The sequence below is a fragment of the Halosimplex halophilum genome (genome assembly GCF_004698125.1).
In the GTDB taxonomy this organism is placed as follows: domain Archaea; phylum Halobacteriota; class Halobacteria; order Halobacteriales; family Haloarculaceae; genus Halosimplex; species Halosimplex halophilum.
This window is the reverse complement of sequence record NZ_SRHV01000006.1, coordinates 186,460-210,699: the sequence shown is the minus strand read 5'-3', so window position 1 is coordinate 210,699 and position 24,240 is coordinate 186,460. Positions and strand designations below refer to the sequence as shown.

The following is a 24,240-nucleotide window of genomic DNA, read 5'->3' as shown; positions in this document are numbered from 1 at the left end:
GGTGAGCGCTCGGGTTGGTTTGTGTGCGCCACTAGGGGCGGGGCGCTCACAATGGGGCGCTCCGATGAACCCATGCATCCGTTACAAGCACTCTCGTTCAACAGTCGCATCGCCAAGCGTGCCCAGTACGAAGCCTTCGAGTTCGAACTCCTCTCTACGGAGATTCTTGTCCGGAATGGGAGTCATGCGAATCCGAGCGACCACGAGTATCTCGTAACTGTCGAGGACGGCATCCCCGCTACGTGCGAGTGTCCGGCTGATACGCACTACGAGGGCGCGTGCAAGCATCGCGTCGCTGTCGCGATTCGCCGGCCCCTCCTCGAAGCGGTCTCGGCGAACCAGAAACCCCAACCGATAGCTGCGGACGGTGGACAGTTCGAACCACCAGCGCCACAGAACGAATCGAACACTGACGTCGATCCGAATAGTAACGAGGAGAAGCCAGCGACGGATGAGGGGGCTGTCCCGACTGTATCGACGACTTTCCCTGCTGGGAGTGCGTTCGAACCGGCAAGCGAGAACTCCCAAACACTGTGTGAGTTGGTTCTGTGCCACAGAAAGGGCACAGCGTTCTGAACTGGCCCAATCACAGCGGATTCGATTTGGACACCGGTATGGGTCCAACCAGTAACTCGTCGGACTCCTCGACAGACCGACACGCGATCTGAGGAGTTTGAAAGTACATCAAACACCGGGTTCGGGTCCTCGAAAACGACATCTGAGTTCTTAACCAACGGTTGATTCAATCGTTACTTGGTTGGTTGATAATCTCCATCGGCGATAGTGAGGTCTCCATAACTACCGACCTAGCAGAACTGTAGCGGAAACTATCTTCACCACGCTATTCCAGTTTTTCGGTGGAACCAGTGGTCTCACCGGCCTCAGACTTCGTACGAACCGCTCTGGCCCAAAACTCTACCGGGCCGAACTATAATATACTATCATGAAGTATAATGCCAGACGAGGACGGGCCGTCAAACGGATCGCTCGCCAGGTCGCCGTTCACCGAGAGGAACAACCGAATACGGAAGATATCGAAGTAGCCCTTCAACATCACCACCTGCCGAAATTAGCCAGTGCGGGGATTATCGAGTACGACATCGGAAGCGAGACGATACGGTACCATGGCAACGACCAGCTCAAGGAGGCGTATAGCCGAATCCGCGGCCTCGATCAGAGATGAACGACGGCACTGCCGACTGTTGCCGCCACTGACCCACATCAATTGGTACAGACAGACGCATAGCCAAATCGAGATGGGAGCCGAGAGCTGTCTTGTAGGGGTGTTCGGTTTACCAGGTGAACCAGATAAGGTGCGCCGACCAAACTAGCTCCTACGCTCGCTCTTCTCGGATCCAAGTGTCCACTTGCTTCGCCAGTAGCAGAGCTTTCTAGGAACGGCCCGTCGTCGCTCGGTTAGCGCTCGATCGGTACGGGGTTAGAGGTACAGACCACGCCGGTGTCGTTCCCAACGATGAACCACTCGGTTCCCTCGGGGTCTTCGATGTGCGTCGCTATGGTGGGGTCGTCGCCGTCTACCTGTTCGTGACCCGGCCGCTCATCGGATGGGACACGTTCGGACCTGAACCTGTCTGAGGCGCTCTCGTGGTTTGTCTCGTTCATGGCCTCTCACCGTGCTGAAAGTGACCGAATCCGGAATGGGGCGACCGACTCGCTTCATCTGTATACTCGTCCGGTAGCCCGGTGAGTGTTCGGCCTACAGACTCTGGTCCGTGACACTCGACGAGGATGACTGGGGCCCAGTTGCGCTCGAGTATCATCTACTCGCGGTAACTGGCGTTCAGATTCTTCGAACGGTGTCTCGGTAAGACAGCCCTGAGGTCACGGTTCGGTGAGTGGGGCCTCGGTGATGGCGACGTCAACGACGAGTGCGTCGTCGGTATCGTTGATGCCCTCTACTTCCCGGCGATGACGAGATTCGACAGCGGTGTGGGGCCGATAGCAACCGGGTCACCGGCCTCGATCCCGCTGGCCGCCTGCTGGAGAGCGACGTGGGCGGTGCATTCCTCGGGGTGGTGGACGTTGGTGAAGTCGATTTCGTCGACAGTGACATCGATCCGGTCGCAGTTGCCAGAGAGCGTGACGGTCTCGTGGTCGTCGATCCGGTCTCGGTCGAGAACGGTGAAGGCGTGCTCTGTCGGTTCGTAGCCGCCACTCGGCCCCGGAATTCCCGCGACGAGATTCAGCGTTTTCAGGCCCTGATCTGGTTGCGGATCGAACCGGGATCGCGGTCGATCGTCTCGGCGACGCGCTTGGCTGTGACAGGCCCGTCGGTCTGCTGGTAGCGATTCACGAGAGCCGTGAGAATTCGATGTCGGCTTTCGGAGATCTCTGCCTGACTCATTTCCGATCGGTGTACTCTCCGCACGCTGGTAAACCGTTGCCTTTGGCTCCTCCGTGAACCGCCCCGGGGTCAAGCCCCGAGGCACTCGGCCTGCCCCGCCTGTAGAGGTCGATATGTCGAATAGCTTGATCTGGTCGCAGTTGGCTGTTGCTGAACATCGAGCGTCTATCAGCCCCGGAAATGCGTGTAATCGACTATCATACGTCAATACGGTGTTATCAGGTCTCCCGACGTAGCGATGGTGGTGAATCCAAATGGCAGCCTCAGAACGGTCGGTCGTAAACGGTGTCGACATCTCGGCGCTTGAAGGAGCGGTCGAAGGGATTACTGACGATCCCGATGTCGGTTCGTTCACGTTCCGGGCCGAAACCGAATGGAAAGACGCACTCAAATCCGTGACGACGATCGACGAGTTCGATCAGGCGGGCGAGACCATCCACAGTCGCGAGTTCGCGCTCGAGGGCGACGAACCCGAACAGATCCTCGGCGAGCGGACGGGTCCGAACGCCGTCGAACTCGTACTTGGCGCACTCGGTTCGTGTCTGAGCGTCGGCTACGCGGCCAACGCTGCACACATGGGGATCGAACTCGACAACCTCCGGTTCGAGATGGAAGGCGACGTCGATCTCCGTGGATTCCTCGGCATCTCAGAAGACGTCAGACCCGGCTACGAGTCGGTCACGTGCACGGTGTACGTCGACGCCGACGCGCCCGAGGACGAACTCGCAGAGCTACACGAGCGCGTTGAATCAACCTCCCCGCTCGTAGACATAATCGCGAACGAGGTCCCGCTGCAGACCCGACTCGTCGTCGAATAACAGTGTCACCCGACACTGTCCACCAATAGAGATTATATTATCAGTTGAGGAGCTATTAATGGCCGGTGTGAGAAGGTCAAGTACTCGACTGACGATCTCGCGTATTCCTATATAAATTAATTACAGGTAGGGGATTGAGAGTTAAGGGCCAGGAGTACCTAAACAAATTGGCCAAAAGCTGATACCAATCCGCTCTTAAATGAGCATGCCCGCACACACGGGCAACGAAGCCATCCACTTCGTTACGGGCACCGAAGCCCGACCACCCACACACCCACCCAACTTCGCTGCGGGATGCGCTCAGTGCCCGAAAACTCGGGCACCCCTTCCCGCTGATCTGTTCATCGTCAGTGACGCGTCGGCTCTCAGTTTTGAGTTTTGGACCGACAGGAGCGACGATGACGGACACTGATAGCGACCGATCTCTCGTGAGTGAAGGCGACGCCCGAGCACACTTCGAGTCTACCGTGTCACCTCGACCACTACCCGCGGCGGCCCCCTCTATCTCGCCGAGCTCAACACGAGTGCCTCCGTTCCGGGGGGCTCTGCGAGGTACCGTGCTACACCTGCTCTGTTTTCGCAGTACGGTCGTGGGGACTGGTCTGTTCGACTCGGTCGATCGTTCGCTGGACTCCGGCCTCGTGAGCAAGGTCTCTCGCTTCGTCGAGGTACGAGCGCCCCCGCTCGGTGTTACCCCGGTCGAACGCGACGAGCGCCAGGACGTGAAGCGTCTCGGCGGCGCCTTTCGTCCGATCGGTCGAACGATAGGTATCCAGCCCGGCCTGTGCCCGTTCTTCCGCCTCGGACAGTCGTCCCGCTCGATACGCGATTCGCGAGGCGATCTCGTCACAGGCAGCGAGGCTGGCCTGCGTCTCCATCTCTTCGGCGAGCGTCCGTGCTTCTTCGAGGTACTCCCGTGCGGAGTGGTACTGCTCCGCCGCAAGTTCGATACGGGCGAGGTTTCGATAGGCGGCCGCTACGCCGTACCTGTACCCGCTCTCTTCGAACGCGTCCAGGCTGTCCTCGGCGTACTGGCGGCTCTTCGTCAGGTTCCCACGCTGGCGCTCGATCTCGCCGAGCAAGTGGAGTGATTCGGCGACGACACGGCGAACCTCTACAGCTTGACTCAGTTCGAGCGCTTTCGTCGCGTGGTCGACCGCCGTATCGAGGTTGCCGCGCTCGGACTCGACGCTCGCGATGTTCCACAGCGCGTTGGCTTCGGTGTGTCGCTCGCCCAACTCCCTGGCCAGCCGCAGCTTCTCCCTGAACCGGTCGAGCGCCCGTTCGAGTTCGTTCCTGTCCCGGGCGAGCACGCCCATGTTTCCCAGTGTGTTGGCCTCGTTTCGGCGGTCGTTGATCTCGCGGGAGAGTTCCAGGGCCTGACCGTACCGCTCGATCGCCCGGTCGTACTCCCCTCGTTCCGAGAAGATCGCCCCCGATGCAGTCAGGGCGCGGGCGCGTGTTTTTTCGTCCCCAGTGCGTCGTGCCGCCTCGATACAGCCCTCGTAGCGCTCCAGTGCCTCGTCGAAGTCGGCCCGCTTGTACGCGATGTGGGCGTAATCCAGTCGAGCTGACGGCTCCCGGTCGTTGATGTCTCCTCGCTTTGCGACGCGGATGGCCTCTTCGGCGAGTTCCGCAGCTTCGTCCAACTGCCCCCGGTCACTCAGGATCGATACTTTCCCCGTCAAACAGTCGACCCGCAGTCGTGTGACTTCGGTTGACGGCAGTTCAGTCGTCGACTCAAGCCGCCGCTCGAGCGACTCGTACTCCGCGAGCGCCTCGTCGTGCATCCCGTGGACCCGATACATCCGCCCCCGCCAGCCCGTGATGCGAGCGGCCACTACGTCGGGGCACTCGGACGGCAACTCCAGGCTCGTCTCCGAGCTGGTACCGAACATCGGCGCCAGTCGGTAGTAGGTTAGTCCGACCTGGAAGAGGCGAGTGACGAACTCCTCGCTCCAGGTCGTGGGATGGTGTTCGATCTGGCTGAGGTACGGGGTGGTGTGTTCGAGTTCCTCCAAGATACGGTCTCGGTGCTCCGGGTCGTCGACGAGCGAGAGCACGGGCTGGATGCATCGCTCGAACCGAGCGGCCGGGTCGGGAGACGAGCGGACGAACTGTTCGAGAAAGCGGACGGACCAGAGTTCGCTGTTCGTCCGGTACTCGCGCCCGAACTCCCGGTTCGTCGATTCGAACAGAAGAGTCCCCTCCAGCCGTTCGAGCGCCTGTGAGACGGTCGATGTTTCGTACCGGCTCGACAAACTAGAGAGCAACTCCGGAGCGATAGGGAGCCCTGCCGCGTTGAAGACGTTGACGAGCAGCGCGAGATCGCCCAGCGAGTCCGCCTCGCTGTCGACGAACCGATCGTACCAGTAGCGGACATCTTCTTCGAACGTCGTCGCCGTCGACGTCTCGTACGACGCCATCGAATCGAGTCTGGTTAGCAGGAGCTGCTGCGCCAGAAACATCTCCCCCGGCGTCACCTCGTCGTCCGGTCGGTTGGTGTCGTGAATGCGCTGGAGGACCGTTCCGCCGTCCAGGTCCATCTCGCCGTCCGTCGCCCGGGTAGCCGTCTCGACGAGACTCTGTGCCTCGCTCTCGGTGAGTTCCGGCATCGACACCTGTGAGAGTACCTGCCGGCGAACGGAGTCCAGTCGGGCGTCTTTGAGCGGTTCCGTCGGATCGTCCCACTCGCGCTGTCGGGAGTCGAGCAGGAACGTCACGTCCTCGTCGTCTCTGAACGTCTCGACCACGGAGAGGATCCGACGGGATTCCAGCCGGAGAGCGTCCTCGACGACCACCAGCGCGTGACCCTCGGAACGCTGGAGAAAGGCTTCGAGCGTAGCGACCGACTCGAATGAACGCCCGTGGTCGGTTTCCCGATACACCACCGGGCCACGGTCACGAGCGTACCACTCGCGGGCGACCATCTTGCAGACGGTGCTCTTCCCCGACCCCGGCGGCCCGAGGAGGACGGTGTCCGTTCCGTCGAGCAATCGGTCGACGAGTTCGCTCGTCAGGGACCGCTCCGCTTCACCGTCCGATTCGACCGTCCGATCGATGGCCAGCCCGTCGTCTATCTCTGCGAAGGAGAGGCCGACGCGTAGTGCCGTGTCCGGGGGTAGCCCCTCCGATTCGAAGTCGGTCTCGGCGAGCACCTCGAAGCCTTCCTCGCGAAGGTCGAGCGGGACGGCGCCGGATTCTACAGTCGTGTGAGAGGACTCGCCGACCACCGGCGACAGCCGTGACTCCGCCCCCGTTGAGATCGCTTCGAAGTCTTCGGTTCGATCGGTAGCAGCGGCTTCGAGCTCACGGACCCGGTCGAGTGCCCACTCGACGGCCGTATCGTCTTCCGTTGCCAGCCCGCCTTGCATCGCACCGTCCTCGGAGTACACGGTGACGGTGGCTTCACGCTGTTCGGGAGATTCGGAGACGACAGCACCGTACGACGGGCCGTCGTTCACGAACTGTATCTCGAAGTCGCCCTCGTCGGCAAGCTCGCCGAGGATCCCGGGATAGTACGACAATAGCGATTCACCGAGGTCGGTCGAGACGACCAGTTTCAGTGACCCCGCTTCCTCGACGACGAGCCGGCGGAAGACACGGAGGAGATGCGGGCCGGAGAGTGTTGGCAGATAGACGTGGACGCGTCGACCGGTAGCGATCTGCTCCGAGATGACCTCGAGTGGTCGAAACGGCGGAGACTCCGTCAACCCGATCGTTGTGGCGTTCGCAACGAATTCGCGGGCGACCTGTTCGTCGTCCGGGAGCGACGCGAGTAGCTGTCGGGCCCCGAATATCGACCGGGCCTCGGATCTGTAGTCCCGGTACTGCTCGGCCAGGAGCGCCCCGTGTGGCGTGACCGTATAGCCGTCCGCCCGTTTCTCTATCAGGTCGGTCTCCTGCAACTGCCGAAGCGCTCGCGAGACCGTCGACCGCGAATGCGGGAGCTGGTCGACGATCTCGTTGGTCATCCACTCGCCGTCCGAAAGCAACTCGAGAAACTCGATCCGCTGGGCGACGCGGTCGAGAACGTCGTCGAGATCAGCTGCACCATCCGCCATTGCCTCCTGTTTCGTAATTCCCATACTATGAAATCGGCGGAAGCGGCCGAACTCCTGAGACAGTGTGTCGGGGACTGCAAATACGATGTCTCCGGCGAACAGTCCCACCGGGAACTTCCCATGACGGAGATCACAAACACCGACTACCTGCACAACAGCCGCCCCTTCATCGTTCGAGCGATTGGACAGACCGACGACGGCCGTCGCGTCGAAGGGCTCGGGGCGTCGTACCTGACGCGGGGCCGGGCGACTGACAAGGCGATCGCGGACGCCGAGCGGAACGCCGAGGAGTTCGATGTCGGATTTCAGATCCTGAACGTCGACCACCGGAAGACGGCGATCGCCCTCAAGGAAGACGAGTTCGACATCCAGAAGCGGCGGCTGGCCTTCCCACCGTACAAGGTCCGGATCTCCGCTTATCGTGGCGAGAAGAGCGTCGACGCATCGAGCAGTGGCTGGCTGCGTTTCTCGGGAACGGTCGCCAGTGCGGTCCAGAACGCACAGGCACGACTCGGGACGTTCGACTGACTGTTTCAGGTGGTGGGCCAGCGTCTCACCCGGTGAGTATCTGGTGGTAGTGCGTCTTTTCTCGCCCGAATGTCCGACCACAAGCATCCCCTCGGTACTGTCGCGGAACTCGGTGATGAGGCTATCGCGGGGCTCGATGAAGGCCTGCGTGGCGACCTCGTCCTCCCCGACAGCGAGGGCTACGAGGATGCCCGCAACGTGTGGAACGGCCTGATCAACCAGTATCCAGCCGTCATCGCTCGTGTGAAGGGCGCGACCGACGTGGCGACGGCCATCCAGTTCGCCCGCGAGCACGACCTCGAGATCGCCGTCCGGGGCGGTGCGCACCATCAGGCGGGTAGCGCTATCGTCGAGAACGGTCTCGTCGTCGACCTCGCGGACATGGACGGCGTCCACGTCGACCCCGAGGCGAAGATCGCCCGAGTCGAACCGGGCACCCGCGCCGAGGACGTACTCGCCGAGACCCAACAGCACGGCCTCGCGTTCCCCACCGGCAGCGCAGGCGACGTCGGTATCCCCGGCTCGACGCTCGGGGGTGGCATCGGGTGGATGCGGCGCAAGAACGGTCTCGGGATCGACGCCCTCCGGAGCGTCGAACTCGTCACTGCCGAGGGCGAACTCCTGAAGGCTTCAGCCGACCAGAACGAGGACCTGTTCTGGGCGCTACGCGGTGGCGGCGGCAACTTCGGCGTCGTCACGAGCTTCGAGTTCGACCTGTACGAGGTCGGCCCGATGGTGCAGGGCCTGGGTATCTTCTACCCCTTCGATCTCTCCGAGGAGGTCATGGAGACCCACCACCAGGTGATGGCGGACGCGCCCGAGGAACTGACCACCATCCTCCTCTCCGGGCACGTCCCGAACCTCCCGCCGATGCCCGACGAACTCGCGGGCACGGACGCCGTCGCGATGCTCGGCTGCTACGCGGGCGACCCTGAGTCAGGTGCGGAAGTCATCGAACCGCTTCGCGAGATCGGCGAGCCACTTATCGACATGAGCGACGTGATGCCCTACGAGATGCTCCACGACCTCGGGACGCAGATGTACCCGTGGGGCCGCAAGTACACCCATCGGTCGGTGTTCGTCGACGACCTCTCCGAGGACATCCACGAGACCGTCGTCGAGCAGACGGAGGTGGCGCCGACGCCGATGTCCGCCGTCGGTATCTGGCCGCTCGGCGGGAACATCGGTCACGGCGGCGACTACGCGTTCCCCTGGGACGACAAGCAGTACATGATTACCATCGAGGGCAACTGGGAAGCGTTCCAGAACGAACCGACCCTCGACTGGGCCGCCGAAACCGAACGAATGATCCGCGAAGCAGGTGGTGAGGGCGCCTACGCGGGCTTCACCGGCGTCGAGGAACGCGACTGGGAGGACTGGACCGAGCAGGTGTACGGCGAGAACTACGACCGTCTCTCCGAGATCAAGGCCGAATACGACCCGGACAACGTGTTCAGCCGGAACGTCAATATCGACCCTCAGGAGCGACTAGTCACCCAACAATAGCTGCCATCCAAATCGAGGTTTCGCGGTGGTGAACGCTGGTCGAGATTGAAACACGGTCTTCTCCCGTACGAGATCGGTTCTTCTGGCCCGGTGTCATGCAACTCACCGTCCTGCACGCACGTATCTCCGACGAAGCTCGGCTATTCATGGATTCAGTAGTCGGTAACGCATCCTATCTCGATTCGTCCAGTCAGTGGTCCCATATCGTTCGTTCACCCCGTTCGTGGTAGCATAGACGAGACTACCGTCCACGATGGCATCACCTACGCCGAGCGCGACGCCGGCGAGATGAAACTCGATCCGCAAACGCTGTCGCAGATGAACTGGGGATCGATACGGTGTTTGCCGAGGTACTCCCCGAAGACAAGGATAAGAAAGTTCAGGAGCTACAGGACCAGGGCAAACTCGTCGGGATGGTCGGTGACGGCGTGAATGACGCGCCCGCCCTCACCCGTGCTGACGTCGGGATCGCAATCGGAAGTGGCACGGACGTCGCCGTTCAGTCGGCGGATGTCATCCTCGTCCAGAACAATCCGATGGACGTCGTGCGACTCGTGAAATTGAGCAAGGCGAGCTACCGGAAGATACAGGAGAACATCGTCTGGGCAGCGGGCTACAACGTCTTCGCCATCCCGCTGGCTGCCGGAGTGCTCGCGCCCATCGGGATCCTTCTCTCGCCGGCCGTCGGTGCTCTGCTGATGTCTCTCAGTACAGTCATCGTGGCGATCAACGCGCAACTCCTCCGACGGGTCGATCTCTCGGTAACGGATCTACCGGGTGTCTCACCGTCTGGACAGGCACAGCCAGCGGACTAGAACAACGGCTAATCTCAGGGAACAGTTCGCGAATCCACCCGGGAAGCCATCATCCCTTCGAACACTTCTAGGGGGGTTCATACCCCCGGTACTCTCTCCAGAAACGCCGTACTTGAGCGAGCACTCCCCGGGATACGACGCCAGTAACGTATTGTCTCCCGAGCGTCGTAATACGGTATTTCCCCCGCTCGACCTTCGTAACGAGGTCGTGGCACTCCAGGACACCCAAGCGCCGGTTGACCTCTTCACGGCTGTAATCGATATTGTAGGCGATGATCGTCGGAGTCAGGACCAATTCTTTCGAGTGAAAGAGTTCGAGGATCGCGTCGTCGATCGGCGACATCCAGTCTGCTCGCTCTCTCACCTGGCTGGGGTGCTCCAGGAGGACGTCCGCCCACGCGTCACGACGGAGATCGTTTTCAAGGGGGTCGTAGAGTCCGATAATGACCAGAAGGGCGGCAAGACCGTGGATCCAGTGAACGAGAGCCGGGAGGAATAACTCTGTGGCCGGCCCACCAACGAGAAACAATACCAGACCAGCGACGGTGAGCAGTAGATACCGCTGGTAGTCTACGACCGACTGCTTGAAAAAGAGGAAATAGTAGATGCCGATCCCGGTCACGAGCCCGATTGTGAGGTTGTAATAGACAAAGAGAGATGCGTCAAGCATCACCACTCACCCCGCTCCGGCGCTGTTGTCGATCTGTCGGTGGGTAACGACCACCAGCCAGAGGAAGATCGCCACGACAGTATAGAGTGCACTCCGGAGCGTCTCGAGCAGCACGGTGTCCGGTTCGACGAGAAAAACCACGACATGGTACACGATCATCGCCGACATCGTGAGCGTGAGCAGGGCGATAACCGTCCCAAACGGCGATTCACGGAGCGTCTGCCAGTAGAGGATAGAAAGAACCCCTGCTCCTGTTGCAGTGATGACCGCAAAGAGTGTACTCAGGGTGTGGACGGTCGTATCGACCATACCCAAGATAGGGCCTTGACATCCTTTAGTCCGGTTACCAAGTAAGCCCGTAGCCCGGGTGAGCACCCAGTGATCTTGGGAATGTCGTATCTAAGATGAGATTACACGCTAGACTGACTACATTGCTTCCGACCCCGGTGATATCGGTAGTTCCATTCTGCCGAAATCCAACGTTATACCCTGTCTCACGGATTAGAGTTACAAGACAGCTCCGTGATTGAGCCATCTCACTAGTTTCCAGTTCTAACTGACGAGTGGATAACAAAGACCGATGCTCTCGTGGTCAGAATCGATGGCTCTGACCCAGATCGACCACGTGAGCGAGAACGATCTGATGGCCGAATGCATCGACAACTGCTTCGCAGCCGTTCAAGCTTGCGAGTGGTGTGCCGACGAGTGTCTGGGCGACCCGGAGATGGAGCAGTGCGCGCGGCTCTGCCGGGATGTCGCCGACTTGACGGCGATGCACGCCCGGTTCATGGCCCGCAACTCGAACTACAGTCCCCAACTCGCCCAGGCCTGTGCCGGCGCGTGTGAGGAGTGCGCCGAGGAGTGCGAGCGCCACGATGCCGACCACTGCCAGGTCTGTGCCGAGGTACTTCGTGATTGTGCCGAGACCTGCCGCGAAATGGCGTCTTGAGCGCCATCTCGGAGTACGCTTAATCAAATGAACTCTCCAACCCGTTGGATCACGCTCGCAATCGGAGGGCTCGGTATCTGGCTCATGGCAGCTCCGTTCGTACTCGGAGCCCCGTCGATCGATTCCTGGAACGACGTGATCGTCGGTGGTGCACTTTCGCTCCTCGCCGGTCACAACCACTCGTACGAACGGAGACAGGGCAAACCGAGTCAGTGGATTGCAAGTGTCCTCGTTGCACTTGGAGTCTGGCAGTTTTTTGCCCCGTTTCTCGTCGGCGTCACCGGGCTCCTCCGATGGAACGACGTCGCAGTCGGCGTGTTAGTGTCGGCGTTTGCCGGATATAACGTGTACGCCGCACAGTTCCTCAATCGTCCGAGTAGCCACACCGCACTGGACGAAACCTGACACTCAACAATGAAACCGTGTAATAGGAAAGTTCAGCGGGGGAGTCCCCCGGTGTTCGATTGTACTGGGCGACAGTCATGGAGGCGATAGCAGTATGGACGTCTGGAAGGGTCTCGCGATCGGTGTCGCCGCCATCGTGGCCATCATAGTCGCGATGCAACCAGTCTACGTCCTCGGGCTCACGATATTCGACTACGGTGACGTCCCAAGTCAGTCGTACTCAACGATGCAGACGAAAGACGTCAGCCGCATCCCGGCCGACGATCCAGCCCGCCAGAGCGAACTCACGGCGCGAGCAGCACGACCGCCGCAGTCCGGCCTGAACTACTCGACTGTCGTTCGGGTACCCGAGAACGACTGGCAGGCGGCACTCGCAGCGTCGTCGCTCCGGGAGCGTGAGGATGCAGTGTTACTGTTCGGAAACGCCAGCCGCCCGAACAGCTCGAATACGACGGCCCCTGGCAACGTTTCGACCGTGAATATCTCCGGCGGGGATCCCGTCGAGACGGCAGCGTCCATCGCAACCCGCCAGAACGGCTCCGACGAGATGAGTCCGAACAACGTTATCATCGTGAGTTCGGAGGAACCACAATGGGCGCTTCCGGCCGCCGCGTGGAGTGCATACTCGGGCGATCCAATTCTCTATGCGAACGAGGACGGCATTCCGGATGCCTCGCAGCAAGCGATCGCTGAACTCAACGCTTCCCACGCGTACGTCCTCGCCCCGCCCGATCTCGTGGGCGACGGTGCACTGTCGGACCTCAACATCGAGTGGACGCGCGTGTCGGGAGATACGCCGCAAGTCCACGCGGTCGAGATCGCCGAGTATCGTGACGAGTCGCGCGACTTCGGCTGGGGGATTCACGAGCGCGACAAGGTCGGGTACTACAACTTCATGCTCGTCAATCCGGGCCAGCCCCAGGATGCAGTCGCGACGACGAACCTCCAGTGGGGGAAAGCAGGGCCGCTCCTGCTCGTCCACGAGGACGGCAGCCTCCCAGCGATCACGGAGAACTACGCCTGGCAGACGCAGCCAGCGTGGTTCATGACGCCGGCAGAAGGACCGTTCAACCACCTCTTTGCGATGGGGACGACCGACGACGTGTCTTGGGTTTCGCAGGGCCGTCTGGACTATGCGGTCGAGATCACCCAGTATCGCCACCAGGGCGCCGGACTGAGCCCACTCGAGGTCTTTGCGGCCATCTGGGCTGCGTTCAGTCTCCTCGGTGCGTCGTTCGTCTTCGCACACGCCCGCCAGCGGCTCCCGGAGATGAACGACTGGACGACGATGGTCTGGCCGCTGTTGACCCTGATACTGGGTCCGTTCGGGCTCGCACTGTATTGGCTCTCTTACCGGGGACGGCAGATCATCGACACGGAACAAGGGCCACGCGTCCTACGGCCGTACTGGCTCAGAGCGGCGACGGCGACCGCGATGGGAGTCGGATTCGCGGCGAGTACGATGATCGCGACGGCGTTCCTGCTCACCTACTTCGGGATCCCGATGTTCGTCCTCGACGGCCCGCTGTTCTGGCTCGGGAACGCGATGACCGTCCTCATCGCCGTCGTGTACGTCGTCGCATTCCTCGTCTCGTGGCTCGTCTTCCACATACCCATGCTCACGGATTCACAGGACCTCGACACGAGTGCGGCAGCGAAGAAAGGCGCGAAGATCGTCGCGGTTAGCATGACAAGCGTCTCCATCGGCATGATGGGCGGCATGTGGGTGTTGATGATGCTCGAGCTGCCGATGATGCCGGGCGACCACAACATCCTCTGGTTCGGCGTGATGACGTTCGCCACCCTCGTCGGATTCGTCATCGCGTGGCCGGTGAACGGACTGCTCGTCCGGAAGAACCTCAAACCGGGTGGTGCGCTATGAGCGACCGCAGTCGTCGGAAGTTTCTGCGCGACCTCGCCGCACTCCCGGCCGGGGCGACCCTGGGCGGTGCCGCGCTGACCTACCGAGAGGTCCGCTCGTCCGGACAAGAAGGACAGGGTGGGCCAGAATCCGCTGACTTCGACGCCGGGACCGTCACGACCATGACGACCCGACTCGCCGGTGCGAACGACTACGAGACGGCGACGGCGTTCACGCAGAACGTCTACCAGGCCATCAACGATCACACCCGCCCGGGGGCAGCGATCCTCATCAACGACAGTGATCTCGCCGCAGCGCTCCCGGGTGTTCCCCTCATCCATCATCCAATCGACGGTGCCGTCCTCCTGACAGCGCAGGACTCTCTCCCGGACGCGACGCGCGAGGAAATCGAACGGCTCCACCCCGAAGGTGTCCACGTCGACGGCGACGTTCAGGTGTATATCGTGGGCGGTGAGCGATACATCAGCCGCGATGTCGAGGAGACGGTCGAACAGATGGGGCTGAAGACGAGGCGGACCGAAGGAGACACACCCGCGGAAGTCGCGGCGAACGTCGACCAGTACCTTAGTACGATCCACGCGAATCACCGTGACACGGCCTTCATCGCGGACATCGGCGACCCCCGGCTCGGAATTCCGGCGCAGTCCTGGAACGCCCACGGCGGTGACGGCTTCCTCTACGTCGACGGTGATCGCATCCCAGAGGTCACGCAGCGACAGCTTGAGGCTCGCTTCGACGAGGCATACATGTACCTCCTTGGCGACGAGAGCCGGATCAGCACACAGGTCGCCCGCGAACTAGCACGGTTCGGCCACGTCCAGCGGATTCCACAGGGATCGAATCCGTACAGGCTGAGCGTCGGCTTTGCCGGCTACAAAGACGTCGGCCGTAATCAGGGGTTCGTCGTCGGCGAGTGGCCCCGGAACATCGGCTGGGGGATCGCCGAGAGCGGGCACAACTTCATCTTCGCGAATCCCGAAAACTGGCAGACGGCGCTCCCGGCGAGCGTCGAGAGCCACCGCGGGAAACACGGCCCGATGCTCCACGTCGAACAGGACTCCGTGCCGAGTACTGTCGAGAACTATCTAACCAATCTCATCCGGCCACACGAGGCCGCACCCTACGACCGGAAGTACAACCACGGCTGGATCGTCGGAGATACAGACCAGATCAGTCAGCGCGTCCAGGCACAGCTTCACGCAATGCTCCAAGAACCAACCGGTGGACAATGAAACGCATCGTCGCAGCCTTCGAGAATGCCGACGACGCCGCGGAGGCCAAGCAGGCGCTCCGTGATGACGATCTAAAACCGAAGGAACCGGACATCGACAACCCGTTCTTCGATCCGGCGACGAAGATGCCCGAGAGCCGCGGACTCCTGTGGGGCGGTCTCATCGGTGGCGTGATCGGTGCTATTCTCCTGTTCGCCTGGAACGAGAACGTGTTCTGGATACCTCGCCTGAGTCCGATTATGACCGCTGGCCGGTACGAACTCGTCGCCCTCGGATTCGGTCTCGGAGCCGCGGTCGGTGGGTTTATCGGCGGTGCTATCGGGACTGTCCGTCAGCTCCCAGAAGAAGAACTGTCTCGCGTTGCCGTGGTTGTCCCAGACCATCGAACTGGTGAGGCAACGTCGCTCCTCCGCTCTCACGGGGCGACGACCATCGAGGGTGCTGTAACGCATCACGAACACCCCCAGCAGTCGAAGGCGACAGAGGCAGGCACATCTTCGAGCTAGGCGACCGGTCTTTCTCTACTGCGGCCTCGTAGCTCGGTCGTTGAAGGATAATCCACCATCAGGACCGTTCACAGTGATAGAGGCAGGTTTGCGCGTAGCCAGCGTACTTCCCGAATCGCTCTCGGAACGCTGTTGCGGTCGCATCGTAGGATTCCGCGGCAACGTCCGGGAAGTACTGCTCGATGAGACGCCGCGTCCACGTATCGATCGGGACTGCCTGGAGGTGGTTGAGCGCGAATAGCTCACTTGCAGATGGCGTTGCCCCTCTCGAATCGACACTGAGGGATGCCCTCGGTGAAGCGTTGGTCGGTCTGGCTTCCTACGAAGATGGCAAGTACATCAACCAGTCGACGTTCACCCAGCACCTCCGCGCCGCGGAGCGAAAGCTGTTCGCGGCGCTGTTCGACCGTGCGGACGACGCAGTCGCCGAACCGGCTGGTCTGTGAGCTTCGACGATACCCCGGGCGGGATCGCCTCGATACCTGAGACTGGCGGTCGAGCGCTCGCCCTCGATATTGTGGGATCCGAGAAATACTTTAGTTCGAGCCAGTCGAACCTACGGCTATGAGCGAGACGCTCGTGGTCGTCGGCGGTGACGCCGCGGGGATGAGTGCCGCGAGCAAGGCCAAGCGTGAAGCCCCGGAGCTGGACGTCGTCGTCTTCGAGAAAGGCGAGTGGGTCTCCTACGCCGCCTGCGGGATGCCCTACTACGTCAAGGGCGAGGTTGAGGACCTGGACGACCTGGTCGCCGTGACGCCCGAGGAGTTCCGCGACGAGCGGGATATCGACCTCCGGACCGGACACGAGGTCGTCGGCATCGACCCCGAGGTCAAAACCGTCACCGTCGAGGGTGACGGCGAGATGTTCGACCGGCCCTACGACCGTCTCCTCGTCGCGACGGGGGCGAGCGCCATCGAACCGCCGCTCGACGGCCTCGACCTCGACGGCGTGTTCACCATCCACGACATGGACGAGGCCGACGCCATCGAGACCTACGTCACCGAACACTCGCCCGACTCCGCAGCTATTGTCGGTGGTGGATACGTCGGCATTGAGATGGCCGAGGCATTGTCGGCACACGGCGTCGATGTCCATCTCTACGAGATGCTGCCGCACGTCCTCCAGCCGTTCGGTGACGCGGTGGCCGAAGTCGTCGAGGACCATCTCCGAGAGAAGGGGGTCCAGCTGCACCTCGACACCGCTGTCTCGGGCTTCGAGGGTGCCGAGCGTGTCGAGCGCGTCACGCTCGACGACGAGTCCCACCCTGCCGAGGTCGCAATCGTCGGCGTCGGTGTCGAACCGAACGCCGACCTCGCGGCGGACGCCGGCATCGAGCTGGGGGAGACCGGGGCGATCACGACTGACGAGTACGGCCGGACGAACTACGAGAACGTCTACGCCGCGGGTGACTGCGCCGAGGCGCGCCACGTCGTGACCGGCGAGCCGGACCACGTGCCACTGGCGCTGACAGCCAACCGCGCCGGTCGGGCAATCGGCCAGACAGTCGCCGGCGATCCGGAGTCAGTCGGCGAGATCGCCGGGACGGCGATCGTCAAGGCGTTCGACCTCGGAGCCGCCCGAACTGGACTCCTCGACGAGGAGCGGGCCCGGGACGCCGGCTTCCACCCCGTTTCGGTCACGATATCGGCGCCGACGCGAGCCCACTACTACCCAGGCGGTGCCGAACTCACCGTCACGCTGCTGGCCGACCGGGACTCCGGTCGGCTGCTGGGCGGGAGCGTCGTCGGCCGGGAAGGCGCGAAGCGCATCGACACGGTCGCGACGGCGCTCAGGGCGGGCCTGACGGTGACCGAGCTCCGGAACGCCGACCTGGCGTACGCGCCGCCGTTCAGCCCCGTCTGGGACCCAATTCTCACGGCGGCGAAGGTTCTCGAGGGGGAGTTAGAGAGCGAATGAGCGACACGACTCCCCCCGAGTACGTGCGAGCCCACCGCGAGGAACTGCTCTCGCTGACCCTCGATCTCCTCGCGATCGACACGTCGAACCCGCCCGGCGACACGCGCGAGATCGTCGCCGAAATCGAGCGGTTCCTCGAACCGCTTTCGGTCGACGTCGAGCGTTTCGTGGTCGATCCGGCGAAGCCGAACCTCCTCGTTCGACTCCCCGGCGAGTCCGACCGCACGCTGCTGTTCAACGGACACCTCGACACGGTGCCGTTCGACGCCGACGCGTGGACCCGCGATCCGCTCGGCGAGCGCACCGACGACCGCGTCTACGGTCGCGGTGCGACCGACATGAAAGGGGCCGTGGCGTCGATGCTCATCGCAATTCAGGCCTTCGCAGCCACCGACACCGACCCGCCAGTCGACCTCCTGTTCGCGTTCGTGAGCGACGAGGAAGTCGGCGGCGACGCGGGTCTCCCGGCGCTGCTGGAGGCCGGGAAGCTCGATGCGGACGCGTGCGTGATCGGCGAGCCGACCTGCGAGGAGGGTCGCCACTCCGTGACCGTCGCCGACCGCGGGAGCATCTGGCTGACGCTCGAGGCCACTGGAGACGCCGCCCACGGTTCGCGGCCAATTCTCGGCGAGAACGCGATCGACCGGCTCTACGGGGCCGTCGAGACCCTCCGCGATCGGTTCGGGGAGCGCCGGCTGGAGATCCCGGAGACGGTGGCACCAGTCGTCGAGGAGTCCGTCGAGTACTACGCGCCGTCGATGGGCCGAGCGGTCGCGCGCGATCTCTTCGCGTACCCGTCGATCAACCTGGGGACGCTGGAGGGCGGGGAGGCGATCAACAGCGTCCCGCAGTCCGCCCGTGCCGAGATCGACGTCCGTCTCGCGGCGGGCGTGGAGACGTCGTCGGTGCTCGCCGACATCAGGTCCTGTGCGGCCGACTGCGAGGGCGTCTCCATCACGGACGTGTCCTGGAGCGTGGGGACGGCCGAACCGATAGACAGCCCGCTCGTCGACGCGGTGGCGTCGACCGCGGAATCGGTAAGCGGCGAGCGCGTCTTCCGACGGAGCGCCACCGGCGGCGGCGACGCCAAGACGCTCCGTAACGCCGATATCCCGACCGTGGAGTTCGCGTTCGGCACCGACACCGTCCACGCCGTCGACGAGTACACGACCGTCGACGCGCTCGTGGACAACGCCGTCGTCTACGCGCGTCTGCCGGCGGCGTGGGCGTCGGCGACCGAACGGTAGCGGCCCGCCGGACGACCGCCGGGCGGAGCGAGCGGATCGCGGGCGGCCCGCTCCGGGCAAGACTTAGGTTTCTGTGTTGTGTACTATTGGGTATGAAGAACAATATCGGTGCCACAGACAGAGTGGTCCGGATCGCCGTCGGCATCGCACTCGCGGCCGTGGGACTCGCGTCGCTCGGCGACCTGCTCGGCTTCGGCCTGACGGTCGGCGTAGCCCTGACGCTACTGGGTCTCGTGCTCGCTGGGACCGGGCTCGTCCGGGTCTGTCTCCTGTACCGTCTGCTGGGAGTGGACACGTCGGGGTCCCGCTAGGGATGGACCGGTTCCAGAACACCGGCCAGCCCGACTGGGACTGGTGGAGCAGACTCTGGCCCACGCCCGGCGCGACGCTCCGGAAACTCGGCCTCGCGTCCGGCGAGTCGGTCGCCGAGGTCGGCTGTGGGAGCGGCTACTTCGCGCTTCCAGCCGCCCGGATCGTCGAACCTGAGTCTGTCTTTGCGATCGACTTGGACGCGTCACTGCTCGCCGAGCTCGCCGAGCTCGCCGAACAGCAGGACATCGAGAACGTCGTTCTGATTCACGGTGACGCCCGGAACCTGACCGAAGTCCTCCCCGAACCAGTTACCACGCTCGTCGTGGCGAACACGTTCCACGGCGTCGACGACCAGTCGGGATTGGTCGAGCAAGCGTTCGAAGCCATCGAGTCCGACGGGCGCCTGATCGTCATCAACTGGCACGAACGCCCGCGGGAGACGACGACCGTCGGCGGTGAACCCCGGGGGCCCCCGACGGAGCTTCGGATGACGCCCGGCGAAACCGAAGATGCCGTACTCTCGGCGGCCCCCTTCGAGCGTGACCGACAGGTCGAGCTGCCGCCGTACCACTACGCGCTCGTGTTCGAGCGGTAGTCGCGCAACCCGCCCTTCGGTTCTCCGATCGCCATCCGATAACCCACCCCCACCCACGGATTTTCAGAATCTTGGAACACAAATACAATACTAATACTGCCCGTTCCCAACTGCTTCCTGTGAGATATCCGTGACCGACATCGAGCCTGACGATACGGTCGACGCCAGAGGCGCAGCCTGCCCCGGTCCGCTGATGGACCTCATCGGAACGATCCGGAGCGCCGAGTCGGGGGACGTGATCCGACTCCTGAGCGACAACGACCAGTCGCTCACCGACGTGCCCGAGTGGGTCGAGGAAGCCGGCAACGAACTGCTCACGGTCGAGGAACGCGACGACCACAACGCGTTCTACGTGGAGAAAGCATGACCGAGCACGTCGTCATCGTCGGCGGCGGGACCGGCGGGACCGTCCTCGCGAACGACCTCGCCGACCGGCTCGACTCGGAACTCGACGCCGGCGACGTTCGCGTTACGCTGGTCAACGACGACCCCGACCACGTCTACAAACCGGTCTGGCTGTACGTGCCGTTCGACAAGCGCGAACCGACAGACGGTCGGCGCCGCCTCGGCGAACTCGTCGACGACGCCGTCGACCTCCGGATCGACCGCGTGACCGACATCGACACCGACGGCCAGCGACTCCGATTCCGCGGGGCCACCTCGCCGATCGAGTACGACTACCTCGTGCTGGCGACCGGGTCGACGCTGGAGCCCGACCAGATCCCCGGCCTCGCGGAGGGCGGTCACAACTACTACAGCGAGTCGGGCGCGACCGACCTGCGCGAGGAACTACTGGAGTTCACGGAGGGCGAGCTCGTGTTGAGTGTTATCGGAACCCCCCATATGTGCCCGGCTGCGCCGCTGGAGTTCGTCTTCATGGCTGACGACTGGTTCCGCAAGCGCGGCCTCCGTGAGGACGTCGACATCACCTACACGTACCCGATACAGCGCGTCCATGGCAACCCCCACATTGCCGAGTGGGCCCAGCCCATCATGGAGGAACGGGACATCCAGGTGGAGACGTTCTTCAACGCCGAGTCGGTCGACCCCGAGGCGGAAACGATCACGTCGATGGAGGGGACCGAACTCGACTACGACCTCCTCGTAACCATTCCACCCCACGGCGGCGTCGACCTGATCGAGGAAGCCGGCCTTGGCGACGATGGCTGGGTCGACGTCGACAAACACACGCTGGAAGCCGAGGCCGCCGAGAACGTCTACGCGCTCGGGGACACCGCCGATACCGGCGTCCCGAACGCCGGGAGCGTCGCCCACTACCAGGCCGGCGTCGTCGGCCAGCGGCTCGCCAGCGAGATCCGCGGCCTCCCGGCGACGGCGACCTACGACGGGAAGACGCTGTGTTTCATCGAGACCGGAATGGACGCGGCGTCGTTCGTCGAGTTCGACTACGAGACTCCGCCGTCGCCGGCGCCGCCCTCGGAGAAACTCCACTGGTCGAAGCTGGCGTACAACGAGTCCTACTGGCTGACTGCACGGGGACTGCTCTGACCATGTCCGACCAGCAGAGTCCCGAGCGGTCCGAGCTGGAGGCGGCGATCGAACAGAACCCCGAGGCGGTCGCCGAGTTTGTGGACCACCTCGACGCGGTCAACGAGCTCCTGAACGTGCTCTCGCTGGGCGAGAGCGCACTCGACGACGAGATGGTCCGGGAGCTCTCGGCCACGGGATCGACGCTGGCGGAGTCGGCCGACGGGCTGGCGACCGACGAGACCGTGGCGCTCGCCGAGACGGTCGGAGAGAACGGCGACGAACTGCGGGACGCACTCGATACGTTGCTCGCGCTCCAGCGCAGCGGCACGCTCGACGAGCTGGCCGAACTCGCCGAGGTCGGGTCGCTGGCGACCGCGGCGCTCGACGACGAGATGGTCACGTCGCTAGCCGGCACCGGTGCCGCGCTCAGTGAGGTCGCGCAGACGGCGTCCGACGACGACACCCGCGACGGCATCGAACGGCTGCTGGAGAGCGTCGGTGAAGCGGAGCGGAACTCCCCCGAGCAGGTTGGGGCCGTTGGCCTGCTTCGCGGATTACGTGATCCGGACGTCCAGTACGGGCTGGGCTATCTGCTGGCACTTGCAGGTGCGCTCGGCCGTGCGCAATCCACCGAGGAGTCACGCTAACGGGTACTCCCCGATCCGGGTCACTCTCCCACTCGATGCAGACGAGGATCGACCGCCCCAATACTATTGTGTGGTTAGCCCAAGACTATTAAACATCCGGTGCGTAGAGTCCGGTAATGGCAACACAGACAGTAGAGACGGACAGCGTGGTTTCGCTCGGTGATTCCGACATCGAAACGATCGTCGAAGACAGCAGCGTCGCGCTCGTGGAGTTCTACACGGAGTGGTGTGGCACCTGCAAACGGATGGAGCCGGTTCTCGAGACGATCGCCGTCGACACGGACGCGACGGTCCTGACGGTCGACATCGAATCCAATCTCGAAACCGCGATCGAGTTCGGTGCCCAGAGCACGCCCACGTTCGTCCTGTTTGTGGACGGCGAGCCGGTGAAACGACTCCGCGGCGGCCAGACCGAACAGTCGCTTCGAGACCTGATCGCCCGGTACAGCGACTAATTCTCGGAGAACGAGATGAACCCCAGAGAGCTCCGCGCCGACACGCCCGCCCTGCACGAGGACGTCTACATGAATTTCGGCGCTCACGGGCCGAGTCCGCAGTACGTCGTCGAGGCCGCCGACGAGTTCGTGCGGTCACACGAGTACGAAACGAGCACGCGAAACGACCCCTACGAGGTGGCGTTCGACGCGTACGACCGAGTACGGGAGCGCGTCGCCACCTTTGTCGGTGGGGACGACGACGAGATCGCGCTCACGGAGAGCACGACCGCGGGCATCAACGCCGTCGCGAACGCCATCGACTGGGAGCCCGGCGATACCGTCGTTCGAACCGACCTCGAACACCCGGCCGGAACGCTCCCGTGGCAACGCCTGGAACAGGAGGGCGTCGACGTTCGCGTCGTCGAAACCGAGCGCGGCCGCGTCGACCGCGACGCCTTCGCCGAGGCCGTCGACGGCGCGAAGCTGGCGTGTTTCAGCGCCGTGACCTGGACGCACGGTACCCGGTTGCCCGTCGGCGACCTCGTCGACATCGCTCACCAGGCCGGCGCGTTCGCCCTCGTCGACGCCGTGCAGGTGCCGGGACAGCTCCCGATGGATGTCGGCGAGTGGGGCGCGGACGCAGTCGCGGCGGCCGGACACAAGTGGCTGCTGGGGCTGTGGGGCGGCGGCTTCCTCTACGTCGACCGCAACGCTGCTGAAGCGCTCCGGCCCGCCACAGTCGGCTACCGGAGCGTCGAAACGCCGACTGCGGACCCCTACGAGTTCGCGGCCGGGGCCCGTCGATTCGAGGTCGGGTCGTCGAACCCGGCTCCGCACGTCGCTCTGGGCGAGGCCATCGACGCGATCAACGAGGTCGGCGTCGACCGTATCGCCGACCGGAGCCAGCAATTGGCCGGCCAGCTGGCCGATGGCGTCCCCGAGGACCGCCTTCTCAGTCCCTCGGATCCCGAGTCAGGACTCGTGACAATCGACGTGGACGACCCCGAAGCGACGGTCGACCGACTCGCGTCGGAGGGAATCGTCGTTCGTGCCTTGCCGACGCCCGATGCCGTCCGCGCGTCTGTCCACGCGGTCAACACGCACGCCGAGATCGAGAAGCTACTGGACGCCCTCGAATCGGAGTGGTCCTGACGCGACCACCGTTCTCCGCTGCCCCTGCTACGATAGTTTCTCGGAGACGACTCGTTGAAATCGGACGGCGCTGCTGGAGTGGCCGTCGGTGGATCCGCTATCGGAGAGAAGTTCCGTCCGCTTCAGTCGACCTGTACGCGACCGCTGTCGTCGACGACGATGTCGTGACCACGATACGCGGACCGAACCTCGAGGTCAGACGCCGTGGAATCCTCGATCAACGTTTCGAGCGCGTCCGGGTCAACGATCTCTGCTAGCGGCGGGTCGAGTGTCGCTGGCTCGACGCCCTCTGCCTCCGCGACGGCATCGACGACGTGGGGAACCGGCCTTCGAGTTCGTTCATCGGTGATTAGACGAGGAGCTGGATGTCGGCGTCGGCCATGTCCTGGAGGGCGACGAGCCCGGCGGCCAGCTGACGCTGACGACCGATGTCGAGAACTACCTCGGGTTCCCCGAGGGCGTCGGCGGGACGGAGCTGATACGGCGCGTTCCACCGCGGCGACGACGTGCTCGTCGTCGTCGGCGACAGCGCGATGGAAGAAGCGCTGTTCCTCGCGAAGTTCGCCGACTCGGTGACGGTCGTCCACCGCCGCGACGAGCTCCGCGCAAAGCTCTCGTCGAAGACGCCGGCGAGGAGACGGCGGACGACGCCGACTGAGGCGTTTCAGGCCCACTGGTTCCGGGGACGGGTCGCGTCGAACC

26 protein-coding genes and 2 pseudogenes are annotated in these 24,240 nt (G+C 63.3%); 22 read left to right on the top strand and 6 right to left on the bottom strand.

Annotated features, from left to right (window positions below; genetic code table 11):
• Nucleotides 1–51: 51 nt before the first annotated feature.
• Entirely contained in the window at nt 52–576 is a 525-nt protein-coding gene (locus E3328_RS21205; protein ID WP_246023082.1) for an SWIM zinc finger family protein, read from the top strand.
• A gap of 367 nt (nt 577–943) precedes the next feature.
• Nucleotides 944–1,183, top strand: a complete 240-nt coding sequence (locus tag E3328_RS22925) for a DUF7344 domain-containing protein (RefSeq protein WP_449404992.1) — start codon at nt 944–946, stop codon at nt 1,181–1,183.
• Between the two features lie 233 nt (nt 1,184–1,416).
• Here the strand turns inward: E3328_RS22925 and E3328_RS21200 are convergent, their stop codons facing one another.
• Both E3328_RS21200 and E3328_RS21195 read right to left on the bottom strand, forming a co-directional pair.
• The gene (locus E3328_RS21200) at nt 1,417–1,623 is read right to left on the bottom strand and encodes a hypothetical protein (protein WP_135366641.1); all 207 of its coding nucleotides are present in this window, start codon (nt 1,621–1,623) and stop codon (nt 1,417–1,419) included.
• 293 nt (nt 1,624–1,916) lie between these two features.
• Nucleotides 1,917–2,438, bottom strand: coding sequence for a hypothetical protein (locus E3328_RS21195; RefSeq protein WP_449404991.1), 522 nt, complete (start codon nt 2,436–2,438; stop codon nt 1,917–1,919).
• A 181-nt stretch (nt 2,439–2,619) separates the two neighbouring features.
• Between E3328_RS21195 and E3328_RS21190 the strand changes: the two genes are divergently transcribed.
• Entirely contained in the window at nt 2,620–3,183 is a 564-nt protein-coding gene (locus E3328_RS21190; RefSeq protein ID WP_135366640.1) for an OsmC family protein, read from the top strand.
• A gap of 560 nt (nt 3,184–3,743) precedes the next feature.
• Here E3328_RS21190 and E3328_RS21185 read toward each other — a convergent pair.
• Nucleotides 3,744–7,355: a tetratricopeptide repeat protein gene (locus E3328_RS21185; protein ID WP_167837508.1), complete on the bottom strand. Its 3,612-nt coding sequence runs from the start codon at nt 7,353–7,355 to the stop codon at nt 3,744–3,746.
• A gap of 12 nt (nt 7,356–7,367) precedes the next feature.
• On the opposite strand from E3328_RS21185, the gene E3328_RS22295 reads away from it, so the two are divergent.
• The 3 genes and pseudogenes from E3328_RS22295 to E3328_RS21175 all read left to right on the top strand — a co-directional run.
• The gene (locus E3328_RS22295) at nt 7,368–7,775 is read left to right on the top strand and encodes a hypothetical protein (protein WP_167837507.1); all 408 of its coding nucleotides are present in this window, start codon (nt 7,368–7,370) and stop codon (nt 7,773–7,775) included.
• Between the two features lie 69 nt (nt 7,776–7,844).
• Complete coding sequence (locus E3328_RS21180; protein ID WP_135366638.1) at nt 7,845–9,281, top strand: FAD-binding oxidoreductase; 1,437 nt, start codon at nt 7,845–7,847, stop codon at nt 9,279–9,281.
• Between the two features lie 287 nt (nt 9,282–9,568).
• Nucleotides 9,569–10,096, top strand: a pseudogene (locus E3328_RS21175) (HAD-IC family P-type ATPase); the annotation flags it as partial.
• Between the two features lie 67 nt (nt 10,097–10,163).
• Here the strand turns inward: E3328_RS21175 and E3328_RS22420 are convergent.
• Nucleotides 10,164–10,766 carry a hypothetical protein gene (locus tag E3328_RS22420; RefSeq protein WP_209452259.1) on the bottom strand — a complete coding sequence of 201 codons (603 nt, stop codon included), beginning with the start codon at nt 10,764–10,766 and terminating at the stop codon, nt 10,164–10,166.
• A gap of 6 nt (nt 10,767–10,772) precedes the next feature.
• Nucleotides 10,773–11,075: a hypothetical protein gene (locus tag E3328_RS21165; protein WP_135366637.1), complete on the bottom strand. Its 303-nt coding sequence runs from the start codon at nt 11,073–11,075 to the stop codon at nt 10,773–10,775.
• 292 nt (nt 11,076–11,367) lie between these two features.
• On the opposite strand from E3328_RS21165, the gene E3328_RS21160 reads away from it, so the two are divergent.
• From E3328_RS21160 to E3328_RS21090, 15 genes are all read left to right on the top strand, one after another.
• Nucleotides 11,368–11,715 (top strand): four-helix bundle copper-binding protein, encoded by a 348-nt coding sequence (locus tag E3328_RS21160; protein ID WP_135366636.1) that lies wholly within the window; start codon nt 11,368–11,370, stop codon nt 11,713–11,715.
• 27 nt (nt 11,716–11,742) lie between these two features.
• Nucleotides 11,743–12,120, top strand: coding sequence for an SPW repeat domain-containing protein (locus tag E3328_RS21155; RefSeq protein ID WP_135366635.1), 378 nt, complete (start codon nt 11,743–11,745; stop codon nt 12,118–12,120).
• A 94-nt stretch (nt 12,121–12,214) separates the two neighbouring features.
• Complete coding sequence (locus E3328_RS21150) at nt 12,215–14,002, top strand: DUF4396 domain-containing protein (RefSeq protein ID WP_135366634.1); 1,788 nt, start codon at nt 12,215–12,217, stop codon at nt 14,000–14,002.
• A complete protein-coding gene (locus tag E3328_RS21145) occupies nt 13,999–15,234 on the top strand; it encodes a cell wall-binding repeat-containing protein (RefSeq protein WP_135366633.1) in 1,236 nt (411 codons plus the stop codon). The genes E3328_RS21150 and E3328_RS21145 overlap by 4 nt, the downstream gene beginning before the upstream one ends.
• Nucleotides 15,231–15,740 (top strand): hypothetical protein, encoded by a 510-nt coding sequence (locus E3328_RS21140; RefSeq protein ID WP_135366632.1) that lies wholly within the window; start codon nt 15,231–15,233, stop codon nt 15,738–15,740. The genes E3328_RS21145 and E3328_RS21140 overlap by 4 nt, the downstream gene beginning before the upstream one ends.
• 182 nt (nt 15,741–15,922) lie before the next feature.
• Nucleotides 15,923–16,186: a patatin-like phospholipase domain-containing protein gene (locus E3328_RS21135; RefSeq protein ID WP_135366631.1), complete on the top strand. Its 264-nt coding sequence runs from the start codon at nt 15,923–15,925 to the stop codon at nt 16,184–16,186.
• 118 nt (nt 16,187–16,304) lie between these two features.
• Nucleotides 16,305–17,657: an FAD-dependent oxidoreductase gene (locus tag E3328_RS21130; RefSeq protein ID WP_135366630.1), complete on the top strand. Its 1,353-nt coding sequence runs from the start codon at nt 16,305–16,307 to the stop codon at nt 17,655–17,657.
• The gene (locus E3328_RS21125) at nt 17,654–18,904 is read left to right on the top strand and encodes a M20 family metallopeptidase (protein WP_135366629.1); all 1,251 of its coding nucleotides are present in this window, start codon (nt 17,654–17,656) and stop codon (nt 18,902–18,904) included. The genes E3328_RS21130 and E3328_RS21125 overlap by 4 nt, the downstream gene beginning before the upstream one ends.
• Nucleotides 18,905–18,996: 92 nt before the next feature.
• The gene (locus E3328_RS21120; protein ID WP_209452258.1) at nt 18,997–19,215 is read left to right on the top strand and encodes a YgaP family membrane protein; all 219 of its coding nucleotides are present in this window, start codon (nt 18,997–18,999) and stop codon (nt 19,213–19,215) included.
• 2 nt (nt 19,216–19,217) lie between these two features.
• Entirely contained in the window at nt 19,218–19,811 is a 594-nt protein-coding gene (locus E3328_RS21115) for a class I SAM-dependent methyltransferase (protein WP_135366628.1), read from the top strand.
• 130 nt (nt 19,812–19,941) lie between these two features.
• Nucleotides 19,942–20,178, top strand: coding sequence for a sulfurtransferase TusA family protein (locus E3328_RS21110; RefSeq protein WP_135366627.1), 237 nt, complete (start codon nt 19,942–19,944; stop codon nt 20,176–20,178).
• Nucleotides 20,175–21,320, top strand: a complete 1,146-nt coding sequence (locus tag E3328_RS21105; RefSeq protein ID WP_135366626.1) for an NAD(P)/FAD-dependent oxidoreductase — start codon at nt 20,175–20,177, stop codon at nt 21,318–21,320. The genes E3328_RS21110 and E3328_RS21105 overlap by 4 nt, the downstream gene beginning before the upstream one ends.
• A gap of 2 nt (nt 21,321–21,322) precedes the next feature.
• On the top strand, nt 21,323–21,949 hold the full coding sequence (locus tag E3328_RS21100; RefSeq protein ID WP_135366625.1) for a helical membrane plugin domain-containing protein: 627 nt from the start codon (nt 21,323–21,325) through the stop codon (nt 21,947–21,949).
• 116 nt (nt 21,950–22,065) lie between these two features.
• Complete coding sequence (locus tag E3328_RS21095; RefSeq protein ID WP_209452257.1) at nt 22,066–22,404, top strand: thioredoxin family protein; 339 nt, start codon at nt 22,066–22,068, stop codon at nt 22,402–22,404.
• A 15-nt stretch (nt 22,405–22,419) separates the two neighbouring features.
• Nucleotides 22,420–23,538: an aminotransferase class V-fold PLP-dependent enzyme gene (locus E3328_RS21090; RefSeq protein ID WP_135366624.1), complete on the top strand. Its 1,119-nt coding sequence runs from the start codon at nt 22,420–22,422 to the stop codon at nt 23,536–23,538.
• A 122-nt stretch (nt 23,539–23,660) separates the two neighbouring features.
• Here E3328_RS21090 and E3328_RS22865 read toward each other — a convergent pair whose 3' ends face one another.
• On the bottom strand, nt 23,661–23,888 hold the full coding sequence (locus E3328_RS22865) for a HalOD1 output domain-containing protein (protein WP_167837511.1): 228 nt from the start codon (nt 23,886–23,888) through the stop codon (nt 23,661–23,663).
• Between the two features lie 32 nt (nt 23,889–23,920).
• Here E3328_RS22865 and E3328_RS21085 point away from each other — a divergent pair.
• Nucleotides 23,921–24,182, top strand: a pseudogene (locus E3328_RS21085) (NAD(P)/FAD-dependent oxidoreductase); the annotation flags it as partial.
• Nucleotides 24,183–24,240: the final 58 nt, after the last annotated feature.